Annotated in this window: 19 protein-coding genes; 15 read left to right on the forward strand and 4 right to left on the reverse strand. The window is 66.6% G+C overall.

All coding sequences use genetic code 11. The annotated features are described in order from the left end of the window. Positions 1–87: 87 nt before the first annotated feature. Complete coding sequence (locus ABE483_RS06095; protein WP_313212749.1) at positions 88–780, reverse strand: rhomboid family intramembrane serine protease; 693 nt, start codon at positions 778–780, stop codon at positions 88–90. A gap of 226 nt (positions 781–1,006) precedes the next feature. Here ABE483_RS06095 and ABE483_RS06100 point away from each other — a divergent pair, with 226 nt between their 5' ends. Continuing rightward, complete coding sequence (locus tag ABE483_RS06100; protein ID WP_346481336.1) at positions 1,007–2,356, forward strand: outer membrane protein transport protein; 1,350 nt, start codon at positions 1,007–1,009, stop codon at positions 2,354–2,356. 83 nt (positions 2,357–2,439) lie between these two features. Here the strand turns inward: ABE483_RS06100 and ABE483_RS06105 are convergent, their stop codons facing one another. Further along, positions 2,440–3,399 carry a helix-turn-helix domain-containing protein gene (locus tag ABE483_RS06105; protein ID WP_313212747.1) on the reverse strand — a complete coding sequence of 320 codons (960 nt, stop codon included), beginning with the start codon at positions 3,397–3,399 and terminating at the stop codon, positions 2,440–2,442. A gap of 95 nt (positions 3,400–3,494) precedes the next feature. Between ABE483_RS06105 and ABE483_RS06110 the strand changes: the two genes are divergently transcribed. Then, positions 3,495–3,953, forward strand: a complete 459-nt coding sequence (locus ABE483_RS06110) for a hypothetical protein (RefSeq protein WP_346481337.1) — start codon at positions 3,495–3,497, stop codon at positions 3,951–3,953. 113 nt (positions 3,954–4,066) lie between these two features. After that, entirely contained in the window at positions 4,067–4,699 is a 633-nt protein-coding gene (locus tag ABE483_RS06115; RefSeq protein WP_346464584.1) for a hypothetical protein, read from the forward strand. Between the two features lie 94 nt (positions 4,700–4,793). Here ABE483_RS06115 and putA read toward each other — a convergent pair whose 3' ends face one another. Further along, positions 4,794–8,018: a bifunctional proline dehydrogenase/L-glutamate gamma-semialdehyde dehydrogenase PutA gene (gene putA / locus ABE483_RS06120; protein ID WP_346481338.1), complete on the reverse strand. Its 3,225-nt coding sequence runs from the start codon at positions 8,016–8,018 to the stop codon at positions 4,794–4,796. A 12-nt stretch (positions 8,019–8,030) separates the two neighbouring features. On the opposite strand from putA, the gene ABE483_RS06125 reads away from it, so the two are divergent. From ABE483_RS06125 to ABE483_RS06155, 7 genes are all read left to right on the forward strand, one after another. Next, positions 8,031–8,210: a hypothetical protein gene (locus ABE483_RS06125; RefSeq protein ID WP_313212743.1), complete on the forward strand. Its 180-nt coding sequence runs from the start codon at positions 8,031–8,033 to the stop codon at positions 8,208–8,210. An 85-nt stretch (positions 8,211–8,295) separates the two neighbouring features. Further along, positions 8,296–8,772, forward strand: a complete 477-nt coding sequence (locus tag ABE483_RS06130; protein WP_070426473.1) for a DUF2244 domain-containing protein — start codon at positions 8,296–8,298, stop codon at positions 8,770–8,772. A gap of 11 nt (positions 8,773–8,783) precedes the next feature. Beyond that, a complete protein-coding gene (gene coxB / locus ABE483_RS06135) occupies positions 8,784–9,725 on the forward strand; it encodes a cytochrome c oxidase subunit II (protein WP_313212741.1) in 942 nt (313 codons plus the stop codon). 64 nt (positions 9,726–9,789) lie between these two features. Further along, entirely contained in the window at positions 9,790–11,400 is a 1,611-nt protein-coding gene (ctaD, locus tag ABE483_RS06140) for a cytochrome c oxidase subunit I (protein WP_019185997.1), read from the forward strand. A gap of 8 nt (positions 11,401–11,408) precedes the next feature. After that, the gene (locus tag ABE483_RS06145) at positions 11,409–11,543 is read left to right on the forward strand and encodes a hypothetical protein (RefSeq protein ID WP_259462181.1); all 135 of its coding nucleotides are present in this window, start codon (positions 11,409–11,411) and stop codon (positions 11,541–11,543) included. Continuing rightward, positions 11,540–12,127: a cytochrome c oxidase assembly protein gene (locus tag ABE483_RS06150; RefSeq protein ID WP_121042251.1), complete on the forward strand. Its 588-nt coding sequence runs from the start codon at positions 11,540–11,542 to the stop codon at positions 12,125–12,127. Before ABE483_RS06145 ends, ABE483_RS06150 begins: the two co-directional genes overlap by 4 nt. 20 nt (positions 12,128–12,147) lie before the next feature. Next, positions 12,148–13,023, forward strand: a complete 876-nt coding sequence (locus ABE483_RS06155; protein ID WP_152153731.1) for a cytochrome c oxidase subunit 3 — start codon at positions 12,148–12,150, stop codon at positions 13,021–13,023. A gap of 40 nt (positions 13,024–13,063) precedes the next feature. On the opposite strand, the gene ABE483_RS06160 is transcribed toward ABE483_RS06155, so the two are convergent. After that, a complete protein-coding gene (locus tag ABE483_RS06160) occupies positions 13,064–13,282 on the reverse strand; it encodes a twin transmembrane helix small protein (protein WP_019185993.1) in 219 nt (72 codons plus the stop codon). A 57-nt stretch (positions 13,283–13,339) separates the two neighbouring features. Here ABE483_RS06160 and ABE483_RS06165 point away from each other — a divergent pair, with 57 nt between their 5' ends. Genes ABE483_RS06165 through ABE483_RS06185 form a run of 5 tightly spaced genes read left to right on the forward strand, consistent with a single transcriptional unit; the run spans position 13,340 to position 17,677 of the window. Continuing rightward, on the forward strand, positions 13,340–14,074 hold the full coding sequence (locus tag ABE483_RS06165; RefSeq protein WP_346481339.1) for an SURF1 family protein: 735 nt from the start codon (positions 13,340–13,342) through the stop codon (positions 14,072–14,074). Positions 14,075–14,101: 27 nt separating this feature from the next. Then, positions 14,102–14,677 carry a hypothetical protein gene (locus tag ABE483_RS06170; protein WP_121042257.1) on the forward strand — a complete coding sequence of 192 codons (576 nt, stop codon included), beginning with the start codon at positions 14,102–14,104 and terminating at the stop codon, positions 14,675–14,677. A gap of 11 nt (positions 14,678–14,688) precedes the next feature. Next, the gene (locus ABE483_RS06175) at positions 14,689–15,900 is read left to right on the forward strand and encodes a COX15/CtaA family protein (protein WP_313220124.1); all 1,212 of its coding nucleotides are present in this window, start codon (positions 14,689–14,691) and stop codon (positions 15,898–15,900) included. A gap of 4 nt (positions 15,901–15,904) precedes the next feature. Beyond that, a complete protein-coding gene (cyoE, locus tag ABE483_RS06180; protein WP_313212955.1) occupies positions 15,905–16,798 on the forward strand; it encodes a heme o synthase in 894 nt (297 codons plus the stop codon). 60 nt (positions 16,799–16,858) lie between these two features. After that, positions 16,859–17,677: a calcium-binding protein gene (locus tag ABE483_RS06185; RefSeq protein WP_313212957.1), complete on the forward strand. Its 819-nt coding sequence runs from the start codon at positions 16,859–16,861 to the stop codon at positions 17,675–17,677. Positions 17,678–17,737: the final 60 nt, after the last annotated feature.

The following is a 17,737-nucleotide window of genomic DNA, read 5'->3' on the forward strand; positions in this document are numbered from 1 at the left end:
GCTCGAATCCAACCCTGCGTGGAGCCGGCCAGCGGCCGGCACTACCCGTTGGCCGATCTGTCGGCCGACCTGCTCCCGGTCATGCCCTCAAAACCCATGCCGCTTGCGCAGCCGCCGCGCGATCGCCGCGCGCACATACACGCCGTAGCCCAGGCCGAACACGAAGCCGGCGATATGCGCCCACCAGGCCACCATCCCGAAGGTCGGGCCGATGTAGGCGAACACCACCTGCAGCGCCGCCCAGACCCCGATCAGCAGATAGGCGGGGGCGCGGACGAATTCCAGGAACAGGCCCAGCGGGATCACCACGCCCAGCCGCGCGCCTGGGAACAGGGCCAGGTAGGCGCCGATCAAGGCCGACACCGCGCCGCTGGCACCGATGATGATCTGGTCCGGGTTGCCCATGGTGTAGATGGCGGTCAGATTCGAGATCGCCCCGCCCACCAGGAACAGCAGCATCAGCCGCCACGGCCCCAGCACGCGCTCGGCCGGCAGCCCGAAGATCAGCAGGAACACCAGGTTGCCCAGCAGGTGCGACCAGTCCGCGTGCAGGAACAGCGCGGTGAACAGCCGCAGCACGCTGCCGTCCTGCAGGGTCGCCCACCAGTCCAGCGGATGGGTCAGGCCGGTCGAGAGGGCGCCCCAGTCCATCCACAGGCTTCGCCGCGCATCGTCCGGCCGGGAGATCGACCAGAGGAAGGCCACCCACAGCGCGGCGAACAGCAGGGGGGTGGCCCAGCGGTAGGCGGCTTTCTTGCGGGAGGGGGTCGACACGAACATGCGGGCACTAGCCTAGCGCGGAGGCTGACCTGACGGGGATATGTCGCGTTCAGCATGAATAGCCACAAGGGCGACTTACGTTATTGTTTCATTAACCGCTCTCGGTATACTCGCATACGGCGTCGTATGTCGGGAGGGGAATCCGGCGCGTTGTCCTGACCCATCAAGGGGAGGGGCGGCGCAGGCGCGCGTTGCCAACATCACCGCTTTCCGGAGAGAACCAACAATGCATACCGCTTCCACTCTTGCCCGCGTCACCGCCCTGGCCGTCGGCATCGCCGGTGTCCTGGCCGTGGGCCACGTCCACGCCGCCGCCTTCCAGCTGAAGGAAAACAGCGCCAAGGGCCTCGGCCGCGCCTTTGCCGGTTCCGGCAGCGCCGCCGGCGACGCCTCGATCATGGCCGTCAACCCGGCCGGCATGCGCCAGCTCGAGGGCATGCAGATCCAGGGCGACCTGAGCGCGATCAGCTTCTCGGCCAAGTACAAGGGCACCGGCCGCAACGGCGCAGGTCAGCCGCAGACGGGCGGTAACGGCGGCGACGCCGGCATGATCGCCCCGGTTCCGGCCGCGTACTTCCACATGCCGATCGGCGAGCAGGCCCACTTCGGCGTCTCGCTGACCGCCCCGTTCGGTTTCAAGACCGATTATGACAATGGCTGGGTCGGCCGTTACAGCGGTCTGAAGACCGATATGAAGGCCATCGACCTGGGCTTTGCCGCGTCCTACGACGTCAACCCGTACGTGTCCTTCGGCGCGTCCGTGTTCGTCGAGCACCTGACCATCGAGCTGAGCCAGGCTGTCGACTTCGGCGCCCTCTTCGCCGGTCGCGTGCCGGGCTACGCGCCGGGCAGCGCCGATGGCAAGTCGACCGTGAAGGGTGACAACAACGCCGTGGGCTGGACCGTCGGCGGCTTGTTCAGCCCGGACGAGAACACCCACATCGGCATCAGCTACCGCTCCAAGGTCGAGCACAAGATCACCGGCGGCGATGCCAACTTTGATCTGCCCAACGATGGTGGCCGTACGGCGACGATTCTGGCAGCGACCCAGCCGGGCGTGTTCGTCAACACCAGCGGCAAGGCCACGCTGACCCTGCCGGCCTCGGCCACCCTGAGCGTCACCCACAACATCAATGACCGCTGGACCGTCATGGGTGATGTGACCCGCACCGCGTGGTCGACCGCGTTCGACACGGTCACCATCGACTTCGCCTCCAACCAGCCGAACTCGGAGCTGAACTTCGCGTACCGCGACACGACCTTCGTCTCGCTGGGTACCGATTACAAGCTGAGCGACACCGTGACCCTGCGTGGTGGTGTGGCGCTGGACCAGACCCCGACCACCGACGCGCACCGCGACGTCCGCGTGCCGGATACCAGCCGCAAGTGGCTGTCGCTGGGCGTGGGCTGGACCCCGTCGGCGAACACCGAATACAACTTCGGTTACACCCACCTGTTCACCAGCGAGCCGAACATCCTGGTCAAGCCGACCCAGGGCAACCAGGGCAACTCGCTCAACGGCAAGTACAAGGTCCGTGGCGACGTGCTGGCCGCTTCGTTCAACTACAAGTTCTGATCAACGCCTGATCGGTTGAACGCAGCAGCAGAAAACCCCGCGAAAGCGGGGTTTTTTGTTGCCTGCAGAGAATGCGGACCGGATCAGCGCAACTGCCGCGGCGTGGCGTTGAGGCGCTTGCGCATCAGCCGGCGCAGCGCGGTGGGATCGCGGTAGCCCACCCGCTCGGCCACGGTCTCCACCGAGTAGCGGCTGTTCTCGAGCAGGGCGCGCGCCTGGTTCAACTGCACGCTGCGGATCAGGTGCAGCGGCCCTTGCCCGGTCGCCTTGCCCACCTGCCGCGACAGCGTGCGCGTGGACATGCCGGCATGCGCGGCGAGCGCGCCGACGCTGACCGTGGCCGGCAGGGTAGCTTCGATATGCGCGGTGAGCGAGGCGATCAGCGCGTTGCCCTGCGCCATCATCGCCGGGACCATGAACGGCGATTGCAGCTGCCGACGATCCAGCAGCAGTGCCCTCGCCACCGCATCGGGAAGCGCCGGGCCAAAGCGTTGCCGGAGCAGGTACAGCATCAGATCGGTGTGCCCGAGCGCAGCACCGGCCGTGATCAGCGGCGCGTCGTCGATCACCATGCGGTCTGGATCGACCTGGCACTCCGGAGCTTGCCGCTGCAACGCGCCGGCCAGCCACCAGGTGGTGGTCACGCTGCGCCCGGTCAGCAGCCCGGCGTTGTGCAGCAGGAAGACGGAGGCACAGGAGGCCGCGACACGCCCGCCCGCCGCCACGTGCGCGCGCAGCGCCCGCACCACCCCCGGGATGTCGGGCTCACCCAGCCGCTGTGCGATGGCGTCGGGATCCTCCACGCCCAGCCCTGGCACGATCCAGCACGCCTGCGCATCGGCCACGCGTGGCATCGGCGCGGCACGCAACTGCAGGTGCGTTCCCAGGCGGACAGCGCTGCGCGCCGGGCTGCAGACCTGCCAGCGCGGCACCGGCAGCCCCAGGCGCGGGGCGAGGGTGGCGGCCGTGGTGAGGATGTCCAAGGTAAGCGCGACGCTGGAGGCGAACGCACCCGGCAGGACGATGACAGTGAAATCGTGCATTGGCTGATTGTGCACGAAAGATGTCGGATCGGCCGATGTCGCGCGGTGGGGCGTTCGGCTCCAATGGAGGCCCCTTACGCAACCGGTCGATCCGCATGCCCAACATCACCCTCACCCTTCCCGCCAACGCGTTCGACGCCGCTACCCGGCAACGCCTGCTGCAGGCGGTGCATGACGCCGCCGTCCGCGCCAGCGGCCTGGGTGCCGAGCCAGCTCAGCAGCGGCTGTGCTGGGTGATGCTGCAGGAACTCGCGGCCGGCCACTGGCTGTGTGGCGGCCAGGATATCGGCGCACGCGGCATTCCCTGCCAGGTCGAGGTGCGGATTCCGCAGGGCGTGCTGGATGCGCAGCAACGCGCCGACTACGCGCTGCACCTGCACGACGCCATCGCCGGTTGCGTGGCACCGGGCGATCCGCGCGTGCTGCTGAGTTCGATCGTGATGACCGATATCGCCGATGGCCACTGGGCGGCCAACGGCCGACTGTGGCACTTGAACGACTTCGTGCAGGCGGCCGGTTACGCGCATCTGCAATCGCAGGTCGCATCGACATGATCACGCGCGCCGCGCGGCCGGAACGATGAACACTGGAATGACATCCAGCACGACGTACAATCCCCGCCCGGACTGCGCCCTGCCGTCCCGTGCTTACTGACAAGGATCTGTATATGTCGTCTCTGCTGCTGCGCTCCACGCTCGCCATTGGTCTGGCCGGTCTCTCGCTGCCTGCCATTGCCGCGCCGGAGTTCGCTGCCTGTTTCACGTTGACCCCGGGCCTGTCCTGGTCCAACGCCGATGAAACGCTGACCATCGAAAAAGTCACCTTCGCCGGCCAGACTGCCCTCAAGGTGCACAGTGCCGGTGGTGGCATCGGGATGGCCACGTTCCATGACATCAGCGGCCGCCAGCTGCTGGGCCAGGAGCGTTACAGCATGTCCAGCGACGGCCCCACGCGGACCGACACCTTCAAGCCGGCGCCGACGTTCCCGCAGAGCGCCAAGCCGGGCGATCGTTTCGAGCTCACCGGCGCGGGCGAGCGCACCAACCATGTCGACGAAACCGTCGAGCCGATCGACTACGACGGCTTTTCCGATTACACCTTCGTCGGTTTCGAGAACATTGAAGCGGATGTCGACAACCAGCCGCGCACGTTCAAGGACACCTGCCACGTCACCGCGACCTTCGAAGACGGCCGCATCGAGGCGTGGTACGCCGCCGGCTTCGGCCGCATCAAGTTTGAGCGCTACATGGGTAACGAGCTGCTGATGCAGGACCAGATCGAGTCCATCGAAAGCCCGTGATCCGGGCCGCTGACCGGCGACGCCAAGCGCGTGCCAGGCCCCACAAAAAACCCCGCTTTCGCGGGGTTTTTCGTTTGCTGCATGACGCCGGAGATCAGTCGCCCAGGGTCAGCAGCGAGGCATTGCCACCGGCCGCCGTGGTATTCACGGTGACGGTCTTTTCGGTGGCGAAACGCAGCAGGTAGTGCGGGCCGCCGGCCTTGGGGCCGGTGCCGGACAGGCCCTGGCCGCCGAACGGCTGCACGCCGACCACCGCGCCGATCTGGTTGCGGTTGACGTACACGTTGCCGACGTTGATGCGCGAGGAAATGCGGTCGACGGTTTCATCGATGCGCGAATGCACGCCCAGGGTGAGGCCGTAGCCAGTGGCGTTGATCTGGTCGATCACCGCATCGAGCTGGTCGCCCTTCCAGCGGATCACGTGCAGCACCGGCCCGAAGATTTCCTTGTGCAGCTGGTCCAGGGTCTTCAGTTCGTACGCACGCGGCGCGAAGAAGGTACCGTGCGCGGCTTCGTCGCTGAGCGTGGCAGCGGCGATCAGGCGCGCCTCCTTCTCCATGCGCACGGCGTGGTCCTTGAGGATCTGCAGCGCGTCGGCATCGATCACCGGGCCGACATCGGTCGACAGCAGCCCCGGGTCACCGACCTTCAGTTCGGCCATCGCGCCGGACAGCATGGTCATCACCTTGTCGGCGATGTCGTCCTGCACGAACAGCACGCGCGCGGCCGAGCAGCGCTGGCCGGCCGAGGTGAAGGCCGAACCGATCGCATCCTTGACCAGCTGTTCCGGCAGCGCCGAGGAGTCGGCGATGAAGGCGTTCTGGCCGCCGGTTTCGGCGATCAGCACACCGATGGCGGCGTCGCGGGCGGCCATCGCGCGGTTGATCGCACGGGCGGTGTCGGTGGAGCCGGTGAAGGCCACGCCGGCCACGCGCGGGTCGGCGGTGAGCGCGGCACCGACGGTCGCGCCGTCGCCCGGCAGGAACTGCAGCACGCCTTCGGGCACGCCGGCGTCGAGCAGCAGCTTCACCGCGTAGTAGCCGATCAGGTTGGTCTGCTCGGCCGGCTTGGCGATCACGCTGTTGCCGGCGGCGAGCGCGGCGCTGACCTGGCCCAGGAAGATCGCCAGCGGGAAGTTCCACGGGCTGATGCAGACGAACACACCGCGGCCATGCAGCTGCAGTTCGTTGGATTCACCGGTCGGGCTGGGCAGCTTTTCGGCGTGGCCGAACTGCTCGCGCGCCTGCTTGGCGTAGTAGCGCAGGAAGTCGACCGCTTCGCGCACTTCGGCGATGCCGTCGGGCAGGCTCTTGCCGGCTTCCTTGACGCACAGCGCCATGAACTCGGGCATGCGCGCTTCCAGCTGGTCGGCGGCGTGTTCCAGGATCGCGGCGCGGCTGGCGGCCGGGGTGCGGTTCCAGGACGGCTGCGCGGCCACGGCATTGGCCAGCGCCTTCTCGACGGTGGCGCTGTCGGCGGGCTGCCACTGGCCCACTATCTGGCGCGTGTCGGCCGGGTTGGTCACGTTCAACAGTGCGCCGGTCGGGTTGGCACCCGGCACCAGCGGCGCGGCGTGCCACGGCTTCACGGCGGCGTTGAGCTGCTCGGCCAGGGCGCGCAGATCGTTGTCGTTGGCGAGATTGACGCCCATGGAGTTCTTCCTGTCATGGTTCTGGCTGCGCAGCAGATCGACCGGCAGCGGGATTTTCGGATGCGGGATGGACGCGAACGAGGAGACCACTTCGACCGGATCGCGGATCAGGTCGTCGATGGCCACGTTCTCGTCGGTGATGCGGTTGACGAAGCTGGAATTGGCGCCGTTCTCGAGCAGGCGACGCACCAGGTACGGCAGCAGGTCTTCATGCGAACCGACCGGCGCATACACGCGGCACGGCACGTTCAGACGGTCGGCCGGCACCACTTCGGCATACAGGTCATCGCCCATGCCGTGCAGCTTCTGGTGCTCGTACTGGCCGCCCCTGGCGATCGCCTGCACCGCCGCGATGGTGTGCGCGTTGTGCGTGGCGAACATCGGGTAGATCGCATCGCTGTGCGTGAACAGACGCTTGGCGCAGGCCAGGTAGGAGACGTCGGTGTTCTGCTTGCGGGTGAACACCGGGTAGGCCGGCAGGCCGTCGATCTGCGCGCGCTTGATCTCCGCATCCCAGTACGCGCCCTTGACCAGGCGCACCTGCAGGCGGCGACCGATGCGACGGGCCAGGTCAGCCAGGTAGTCGATCGTGTACGGGGTGCGCTTCTGGTAGGACTGCACGACCACACCGAAGCCTTCCCAGCCGGCCAGCGAGGCATCGCTGACCACGGTTTCAATGATGTCCAGCGACAGTTCCAGGCGGTCGGTTTCTTCGGCGTCAACGGTGCAGCCGATGCCGTACGACTTGGCCAGCTGCGCCAGTTCCAGCACGCCCGGCACCAGGTCGGCCATGACGCGTGCGCGCTTGGCGTGCTCGTAGCGCGGGTACAGCGCAGAGAGCTTGATCGAGATGCCCGGTGCCGAATTGACGTCGCCATCGGGACGGCCGCCGCGGGCCTTGTGGTCGCCGCCGATCGAGTGGATCGCGCGACGGTAGTCTTCCAGGTAACGCTTGGCGTCCTTCATGGTCAGCGCACCTTCGCCGAGCATGTCGAACGAATAGCGGTAGCTGGCGTTGTCGCCCTTGTGCGAGCGCGACAGCGCTTCGTCGATGGTGCGGCCCATGACGAACTGGTGGCCCATGATCTTCATCGCCTGGCGCACGGCCAGGCGGATCACCGGCTCACCCACGCGGCCGATCAGGCGCTTGAACGCGCCCGGCACATCGGCGCGGGTGGCATCGTTGATCTGGACCAGGCGGCCGGTCAGCATCAGGCCCCAGGTGGAGGCGTTGACCAGCACCGAGTCGCTGCCGCCCATGTGCTTCTTCCAGTCGGCATCGCCGAGCTTGTCGCGGATCAGCTTGTCGGCGGTCTCCTGGTCCGGAATGCGCAGCAGTGCTTCGGCCACGCACATCAGCAGCACGCCTTCTTCGCTGCCCAGATCGTACTGGCGCATGAAGGCTTCGATCGCGCCCTGGTCCTGGGCACGCACGCGCACGCGCTTGACCAGGTCGGCAGCAGTGGCCTGCACCTTGGCCTGCTCGGCGGCCGGCAGGCGTGCCTGCTCGAGCAGCTCGCGCACATGGGTGGCCTCGTCCTTCAACCAGGCATCGGTGATCGCCTGGCGGAACGCGTTGGGAACGGCCGGCAGCTCGGGGGACAGCAGCGGCGGGCGGGCGGCGCCGGACGATGCCGGGGCAGGGGGAAGGACAGAGGATGCAGTCATGCCGGTCGGCTCGTGGAGAACTTGACCATTTTAATCGTTTTCTGGGGGAGTCAAGGGCTTTTCGTGGTCGCGCCCATGCGGCGCATCGCCTTTCATACAGGGGGATTCGGCGGATTCGACCCGCCCGCCATTTATTGTGCTGTTTTCGTCAAAACGGCCGCCGCAGGCAATGCTGTATTGCAACATTCCTGAAACTGTGAATGGACCCTTGCTACTCGCTGGAGAGCGGGGCTACCATCGAGACGTTTCCCGCGGCAGGAAAAAACGCGGTTGCGACATGATCGAGGTGCTCATCGCTCCGGACGGATCAGGGACGCAACTGCGGCTGCGCCCCCCACGGGCGCTCGATGCCCGGCAGTTCGTCCTGTTGTTTGCGGTGTTGGCGGGGGTGATGTGGCTGGCGGCTGGCCTGGGCTGGTTCACCGGCAATGTATTCGCCCCCGTGTTTGCTCTGCTGTACAGCGTGTTGCTGGCAGTGGCGCTGCGCACGGTGTGGCGCAGTGGAGAACGGCAGGAAGAGATCCGGGTAGTGCCGGCGTGTGTGGAAGTGATTCCCGCACCCGGGCATTCGCCGGTGTTCAGCGCCCACCCGCACTGGGTGAGGCTGATCGCCGACGAGCGCAGAGTCCGGCTGGCATCCAGCGGTCGGCAGGTGGACGTGGGGAGTTTCCTCGCACCGGCCGAACGCCAGGTACTGGCTCAGAAACTAGAAGGCTTGCTCGCGGCCAATGACGGCCGCAACCGACGACGCTAAGGGTCTAGGCAATGAAGCAATGCAGAAAGTGGGGCAGGACGTTCGGGAAGTCAGTGTTGAGCGGGGTCGCGCTGCTGGCGCCGGCCATGGCGTGGGCCCAGGCGGCCGACCCCAAACCGTGGCAATTGAACATGGGCAAGGGCGTGACCCAGAGCTCGCGGTTGGCGTGGGAGTCCAACCTGTTCTCGCTGTGGGTCTGTACCGTGATCGGGGTGCTGGTGTTCGGCGCGCTGTTCTACGCGATCTTCAAATTCCGCAAATCCAAGGGCGCGGTGGCCGCCACCTTCAGCCACAACACCAAGGCCGAGGTCATCTGGACGGTGATCCCGGTGATCATCCTGGTGGTGATGGCCTGGCCGGCCACGGCCAATCTGATCAAGTTCTACGACACCCGCGATTCGGAAATGACCGTCAAGGTCACCGGGTATCAGTGGATGTGGAAGTACGAATACCTCGGCGAGAACGTCAGCTTCACCAGCCGCCTGGACCGTGAGTCCGACCGGGTCCGCCAGAGTGGCGTGGTGCCGACCCGGGACAGCCATCCGCATTACCTGCTGGATGTCGACAACCGCCTGGTGCTGCCGGTCGATACCAAGGTGCGCTTCGTGATCACCTCCGACGACGTCATCCACGCATGGTGGGTGCCGGCGCTGGGCTGGAAGCAGGATGCGATTCCCGGCTTCATCAACGAAGCCTGGACCAACATCGAACAGGTCGGCGTGTACCGCGGCCAGTGCGCCGAGCTGTGTGGCAAGGATCACGGTTTCATGCCGATCGTGGTCGAGGCGGTCTCCAAGGAGGATTACCAGACATGGCTGGCCTCCAAGAAGCCTGCGCCGGCCCCTGCGCCGGAGGCCGCTCCGGCGCCCGCGCCGGCTGCCCCGGCCGAGGCCACCCCGGCACCGGCACCGGCCAGCGAGCCTGCCGCGGCAGCAACAGACAGCAACGCCTGAAATCGAGCCGCGTCCGCCAGCCGGCGGATGCGGGTACCACCGGATACAGTGAGGTGTAGTTGCGATGGCGCATTCCGCAGTTGACCACGACGGGCATCACGGGCATCAGCAGGGGTTCTTCGAGCGTTGGTTCTTCTCGACCAACCACAAGGACATCGGCACGCTCTACCTGCTTTTCAGCTTCATCATGTTCATCATCGGTGCGGCGATGAGCGTGATCATCCGCGCTGAGCTGGCGCAACCGGGCCTGCAGTTCGTCAAGCCCGAGTTCTTCAACCAGATGACCACCGTGCATGCGCTGGTGATGATCTTCGGTGGCGTGATGCCGGCCTTCGTCGGCCTGGCCAACTGGATGATCCCGCTGCAGATCGGCGCGCCGGACATGGCGCTGCCGCGCATGAACAACTGGTCGTTCTGGCTGCTGCCGGTGGCCTTCAGCCTGCTGCTGCTGACCCTGTTCCTGCCCGGCGGTGCACCGGCCGGTGGCTGGACGCTGTACCCGCCGCTGTCGCTGCAGGGTGGCTACAACGTGGCCTTCAGCGTGTTCGCCATCCACGTGGCCGGCATCAGCTCGATCATGGGCGCGATCAACATCATCGCCACCGTGCTCAACATGCGTGCGCCCGGCATCGATCTGCTGAAGATGCCGATCTTCTGCTGGGCCTGGCTGATCACCGCCTTCCTGCTGATCGCGGTGATGCCGGTGCTGGCCGGTGCGGTGACGATGCTGCTCACCGACAAGTTCTTCGGCACCAGCTTCTTCAACGCCGCAGGTGGCGGTGACCCGGTGATGTACCAGCACATCTTCTGGTTCTTCGGGCACCCGGAGGTCTACATCATGATCCTGCCGGCGTTCGGCGTGGTCAGCGAGATCATCCCCACCTTCAGCCGCAAGCCGCTGTTCGGTTACCAGGCCATGGTCTACGCGATCGCCGCGATCGCCTTCCTGTCCTTCATCGTCTGGGCCCACCACATGTTCACCGTGGGCATGCCGCTGGGCGGCGAGATCTACTTCATGTTCGCCACGATGCTCATCTCCATCCCGACCGGGGTGAAGGTGTTCAACTGGGTCAGCACCATGTGGCGCGGCTCGCTCACCTTTGAAGCGCCGATGCTGTGGGCGGTGGCCTTCGTGATCCTGTTCACCATCGGCGGGTTCTCCGGCCTGATGCTGGCGATCGTGGTGGCCGATTTCCAATACCACGACACTTACTTCGTGGTCGCCCATTTCCACTACGTACTGGTCACCGGCGCGGTGTTCGGGTTGATCGCCGCGGTGTATTACTGGTGGCCGAAATGGACCGGCCGCATGTACAGCGAGACCTGGGCCAAGGTGCACTTCTGGTGGTCGATCGTGTTCGTGAACCTGCTGTTCTTCCCGCAGCACTTCCTCGGCCTGGCCGGCATGCCGCGACGCATCCCGGATTACAGCGTGGCCTTCGCGGACTGGAACCTGATCAGCTCGATCGGCGCGTTCGGCATGTTCGTCACGCCCTTCATGATGGCCGCGATCCTGTGGCACTCGCTGCGTCACGGCGCGAAGGCCGCCGACCGCTGCTGGGAAGGCGCACGGGGCCTGGAGTGGACGATTCCCTCGCCCGCACCGGCGCATACCTTCACCACGCCGCCGACCATCCGTCCGGGTGATCTGGCCCATGACGACATCACCCATTGAGGCCGCTCATGACCAGCACAACCCGCACGCCGGATGAGCAGGCCCTGCAACGTCGCCGCGCGCATCGCACCGCGTGGGCGGTCGGGATCGTCGCGCTGATGGTCTATGGCGGCTTCATCCTCAGCGGGGTGATCGGGCGATGAGCGATCCGCGCCCGGCACCCGCGCGTCATGCGGGCCTGCCCCGCCTGATCGGGGTGGCGCTGGCGGTGTTCGTGCTGACCTTCTCGCTGGTGCCGCTGTACCGCATCGCCTGCGAGAAGGTGTTCGGTGTGCGCCTGGAGCGTGGCCCCGGCGCGGCGGCAGGCACTGCAGCCGCCACCGGCAAGCGCACGGTGCGGGTGGAGTTCGATGGCGGCGTGAATTCCAAGTTGCCGTGGGCGTTCCATCCCGAACAGCTGACGATGGACGTGGTGCCCGGCGAGCTCAACGAGGCGCTCTATTACGCGCGTAACGACAGCGATCGCGCGCTGGTCGGCAGCGCCGTGCCGTCGGTGGCGCCGGCCAAGGCATCGGGCTACTTCAGCAAGACCGAATGCTTCTGCTTCACCGCGCAGACCCTGCAGGCCGGCGAGAAACGCGACATGCCGGTGCGCTTCATCGTCGATCCCGACCTGCCGGCCAACATCACCACGATCACCCTGTCCTACACCTTCTACAAGAACGACGCCTTGTCCGCGCAGCTGGCTCCGGCCAGCCTGCCGACCGGCGCGCGTGCAGCTCCCTGATCCGGACCGGACCCAAGACCATGGCCCAGCAAAGCCCCGATGCGAACGTGTACTTCGTGCCCACGCACAGCAAATGGCCGTTCATCGGTTCCATTGCGATGATGGTGACCATGGTCGGCGTGGCCAGCTGGCTCAACGATTCCGGCTGGGGCAAGTGGACCTTCTACGCCGGCATCGCGATGCTGGTGCTGACCCTGTTCTGGTGGTTCAGCGACGTGGTGCGCGAATCGCAGGCCGGCAGCTACAACCGCCAGGTGGATGGCTCGTTCCGGATGGGGATGGTGTGGTTCATCTTCTCCGAAGTGATGTTCTTCGGCGCGTTCTTCGGGGCGCTGTTCTACACCCGCAACCTGGGCCTGCCGTGGCTGGGCGGCGCGGGCGACGGCGTGATGACCAATGAGCTGCTGTGGGACGGCTATTCGGCGGCGTGGCCGACCAATGGCCCGGGTGCGATCGGCGGCCATTTCCAGACCATCCCGGCCTGGGGCCTGCCGCTGATCAATACGCTGATCCTGCTCACCTCCGGCGTCACCCTCACCATCGCGCACCACGCGCTCAAGGCCGGTCACCGCCGCCAACTCCTGGTCTGGCTGGGCATCACCGTGCTGCTCGGCGTGGGCTTCCTCACCCTGCAGGCGGAGGAGTACATCCACGCCTACAAGGAACTCAACCTCACCCTGGGTTCGGGCATCTACGGCTCGACCTTCTTCATGCTCACTGGTTTCCACGGCGTGCATGTGCTGCTGGGCACGGTCATGTTGGCGGTGATGTGGCTGCGCTCGTCGAAGGGGCATTTCACCCGCGACAACCACTTCGGTTTCGAAGCGGCCGCGTGGTACTGGCACTTCGTCGACGTGGTGTGGCTGATGCTGTTCCTGTTCGTGTACGTGCTGTAGCGTCGGTGCGACCTCCTGCCGCATCGACGCCGGTGCGGCCTCAGCCGCCGATGCCGTGGGGCTTGATCCAACCGCTGTAGATGCCGATGACCACCAGCACGATCAGCGCCACCGATACCGCGATGCGGCGGGTGAGGGCATTGACGGTGCGCTTGGTCTGGCCGCGATCGACCAGCAGGTAATACAGCCCGGCGCCCAGATTCCAGACGATGACGATCAGAAACGCGATTACCAGCAGGGTCTTCAACGAATCATTCATGCGCGGCTCGATGGCGTGGCGGGTGCGCCTATATCACCGCGTTTTGCCGGCGTTGTCATGATGCGCAAGCACACACGCCTGATCGGCTGGATTGCCGCGGTGCTGGTCATCCTCGCGTTCTGCCTGCTGGGCCGCTGGCAACTGCAGCGCATGCACGACAAAGAGGCGTTGCTGGCCCAGCAGGTGCCCGCCCGCGCGCAGTCGCTCACGCTGCGCCAGGCCCAGGCCGCCCCGCCGCTGCTGCGCTGGGTGGACGACCACGGCCGCGTCCTGCCGGGCACGATCCTGCTCGACAACCAGACCCGCGAAGGCCGCGCCGGCCTCAAGGTGTATCAGCCGTTCCAGAGTGATGACGGCGCACGCGTGCTGGTCGATCTGGGCTGGCTGCCGATGCCGCCGGATCGTGTCATCCCACCGATCACACCGCTTACCGGCCATACGGCCATCCGCGGCCTGCTGGCGCCGTCACCGGCCACCGGCCTGGCCCTGGGGCCGGCGCTGTCGCCCGCGCCACAGCCGCACGTGTGGCTGGCCAGCCGGATGCCACCTGACGACATGGCGCGCGCGCTGTCGCTGCCGCCGGGCAGCCTTGGCGCGCGCGTGCTGCGGTTGGATCCGGCGCTGCCAGGCGGCTACGCGCGCGATCTGGAGCTGCTCCCCAATACCCTGCCGCCCAGTCGCCATCTGGGCTACGCCGTGCAATGGTTCGGACTGGCGTTGACCGTGCTGGTGGTCGCGCTGGTCCTGGAATTCCGTCGCCATCGCCGCCGGCGTGGCACTCCCCGGCGCTGACCGGCTCAACATGAGAAAATGCCGCCCATGAATGCCACTTCCCCGGCCCGGCTGCCGTCCCGTTCACGCGGCCGCTGGACCCTGATCGCGTTGTTCGGCGTGTTCTTCGGCGCCATGGCGCTGGCGGGCGTGCTGCGCTTCTCCGGCTGGCAGCCGACCTCGCACCGCAATACCGGGGAGTTGCTGCAGCCGCCGGCCGATCTGCGCGCGCTGCCGCCCACCTTGGCCGACGGTCAGCCATACCCGTGGAACCCCAACGATCGCACCTGGCGGATCCTGGTGGCCCCGTCTGCCAGCTGTACCAGCGAGTGCGTCACTTTGTCGCAGGGATTGGGCAAGGTGTGGCAGCTGTTCGGCCATAACGCCGATAATGTCGAGATCCTGTGGCTGGGCACGCCGCCGGCCGAGGTCCAGGGCATGCCCGCACTGCGCGCGCTGCGCGCCCAACCGGACCTGCGTGCTGCGTTGCCCGCCGTGGATGACGCCGCCGGCACGCCTGTGTATGTGATCGATCCCAATGGATTCGTGATCATGCGGTACGCGCCGGGATTCGATATGGCCGGTCTGCGCAAAGACCTGGCCACGCTGCTGAAACTGAAGTGAGTTCCGTTTAGATGAGCCTCTCCGCACGCCCGGTGCTGCACCGCAATTTCCACCGTCTGGCGTGGTTTGCGCTGATCATGACCGCCAGTACGATCATGTTCGGTTCGTTCGTGCGTCTGTCCGATGCGGGCCTGAGCTGCCCGGACTGGCCGACCTGCTATGGCCGTGTCACCTGGCCGCAGCACGCCGAGGAAGTGATCGGCCACGAGGCCGCCAAGATCCGCCCGCTGGAAACGCACAAGGCGTGGCGCGAGCAGGTGCACCGTTTCCTGGCCGGTGCACTCGGCATCGAGATCCTCACCCTGGCGCTGCTGGCCACGCGCCGCCGTCGCTGGGGCAGCACCGCGGTGATCACCGCCTGTGTGCTGGTGGCGACCGGCATACCGCTGTACATGATGGGGATGCACGTCCCCGCGAGCATCATCGCCTTGATCGGCGAGGCGATCCTGCTGATCGCCGCACTGCGCTGGACCAACATCGACCTGGCCCGCGCCGCATTGCTGACGCTGGCGGTGGTGATCTTCCAGGCGCTGCTCGGCATGTGGACGGTCACCTGGCTGCTCAAGCCGATCGTGGTGATGGGCCATCTGCTCGGCGGCATGCTGATGTTCGGCCTGCTGGTGTGGATGGCGTGGCGTGCCACGCACATGCCGATCACCCTGGCCGAAGCGCCCAAGCTGAAGTGGCTGATCCGCGCCGGCGTGGCCGTGCTGGTCGCACAGATCGCCCTCGGCGGCTGGGTCAGCGCCAACTACGCCGCACTCGCCTGCGGTGGCGGCAGCGCCTCGCTGGACAACTTCCCGCGCTGCGTCAGCCAGTGGTGGCCGACGCATGACTTCAAGGAAGGCTTCACCCTGTGGCGCGGCATCGGCGTGGATTACGAAGGCGGGGTGCTCGATGGCGCTTCGCGCATTGCCATCCAGATGGCGCACCGCATGATGGCGATCGTGGTCGCCGTGTACCTGCTGTGGCTGTCGGTGCGCCTGTTCCGACTGCCGAGCATGCGCGGCTGGGCGAGCGCCCTGGGTCTGCTGGTGGTGCTGCAGATCACCCTGGGCATCCTCAACGTGAAGCTGGCGGTGCCGCTGGAAGTGGCCGTCGCGCACAGCGGGGGCGCCGTGGCGCTGCTGTTCGTGCTGGTGACGTTGCTGGCGCGCCTGCGCGCGCCGGATGCCGAGGGCGGCAAGGCCAGCGCGGCCTCCCCTGCCGTGCAGGCGGGCTGACGGCATGGCCAGTTACCGTCAGTACTGGGATCTGACCAAGCCCAAGGTCGTCGCGCTGATCGTGTTCACCGCGCTCGTCGGCATGTTCCTGGCCATCCCCGGGGTGCCGACCGCGCAGCAGGCGCTGGACGGCGCACTCGGCTTCCTCGGCATCTGGCTGGCCGCCTCGGCTGCTGCGGCGATCAACCAGCTGCTGGATGCGCGCATCGATGCACAGATGGCGCGCACCTCGTGGCGCCCGCTGGTGGTGGGCAAGGTCAAGCCATGGCAGGTACTGGTCTTCGCCGGCCTGCTGATCGCGCTGTCGATGACGATCCTGGTGGTCTGGGTCAACGTGATCACTGCCGTGCTGACCTTCGCCTCGCTGATCGGGTACGCGGTGATCTACACCGTGTACCTCAAGCGCGCGACCTCGCAGAACATCGTCATCGGCGGCCTCGCCGGCGCCACCCCGCCGATGCTCGGCTGGGCGGCGATCACCGGCATGCAGGGCCCATGGGACTGGGCCTACGCGTCGCTGCTGGTGCTGATCATCTTCATCTGGACCCCGCCGCACTTCTGGGCGTTGGCGATCTTCCGCCGCGAGGATTACGCCAAGGCGGAAATCCCGATGCTGCCGGTGACCCATGGTGTGGCGTACACCCGCAAGTCGATCATGGTCTATTCGATCGCCCTGGCCATCGTCAGCATCCTGCCGGTCGTGTTCGGCATGAGCGGCATGTTCTACCTCGGCGGTGCGATCGTGCTCAACGCGGTCTTCCTCTGGTATGCGTGGCGCATGCTGAATCCGCCGGACGAACTGTTCTCGATGAAGATGTTCGGCTATTCCATCGTCTACCTGATGGCGCTGTTCGCCTTCCTGATGGTGGATCACTGGATGCTGCCCTGGTTGGCATAGCTGCCTTGAATCGGTAATTCGCCACCGCCATTGCGTCAGTACCGAACAGGGAGTGACGGCATGAAGCGATGGCGCTGGATGGCAGGCGTGGTGATCGGGATGGCGTTGGGTGCGGCGAATGCCGCACCGGCAGCGTCCGCAGAGGACACGGCCGCGCAGATCATGCGGCAGGCAGGCGCAAGCCAACTCGTGGTCCTGGGCGAACTGCACGGTACGCGTGAGATGCCGCAGCTCGTGCAGGAACTGGTCCAGGCCTATGTCGCGCAGGGCACCCCCGTGCACCTTGGGCTGGAACTGCCGGCCACCGAGAACGCCCGGCTGGCCACCTATCTGGCCTCCAACGGTGACGCCGCAGCACGCCAGGCGGTGCGCACCACCTCCTACTGGCGCACCGCCGGTAAGCCGCACGACGGCCGTCGCAATGAAGACACGCTGTCGCTGATCGAGGCGGTGCGGGTCCTGCGCGTGCAGGGCCACGATGTACAGGTCGTTGGGTTCGACCAGGTGCTGCCGGCGGCACAGGCCGGTACCGGCGCGCGTGATGCGGCGATGGCCGATGCACTGCGCGCGCACCACGCAACGTTGCCTTCCGATGGGCGGCTGCTGGTACTTACCGGGAATGTGCATGCCATGCGCACTCAGCCGGAGGGGCTGCCGTGGCCGCCGATGACCGCCTTGCTGCTCGATCTCCAACCCTACGCGGTGCGGGTCGATGCGCGCAGCGGCGAGGCATGGGGCTGCACACAGCATCGGCAATGCGGCGCGCGATCACTGCCGGCATACACCGGGCCTTCGCCGCTGCAGAGAACGGGCTCGGACCGGTCATACGATCTGCAGATCTGGCTACCGCGCTTCAGCGTGGCGCGGTGGGTGGAATAGCCGCTTGCGATTGGGGATGTTCAGCTATGCCGCGTAGGGCGAGGCTCTACGCGGCAGGAG

Origin of the sequence: Stenotrophomonas sp. TWI602 (assembly GCF_039674045.1) — a bacterium.
Taxonomy (GTDB): Bacteria; Pseudomonadota; Gammaproteobacteria; order Xanthomonadales; family Xanthomonadaceae; genus Stenotrophomonas.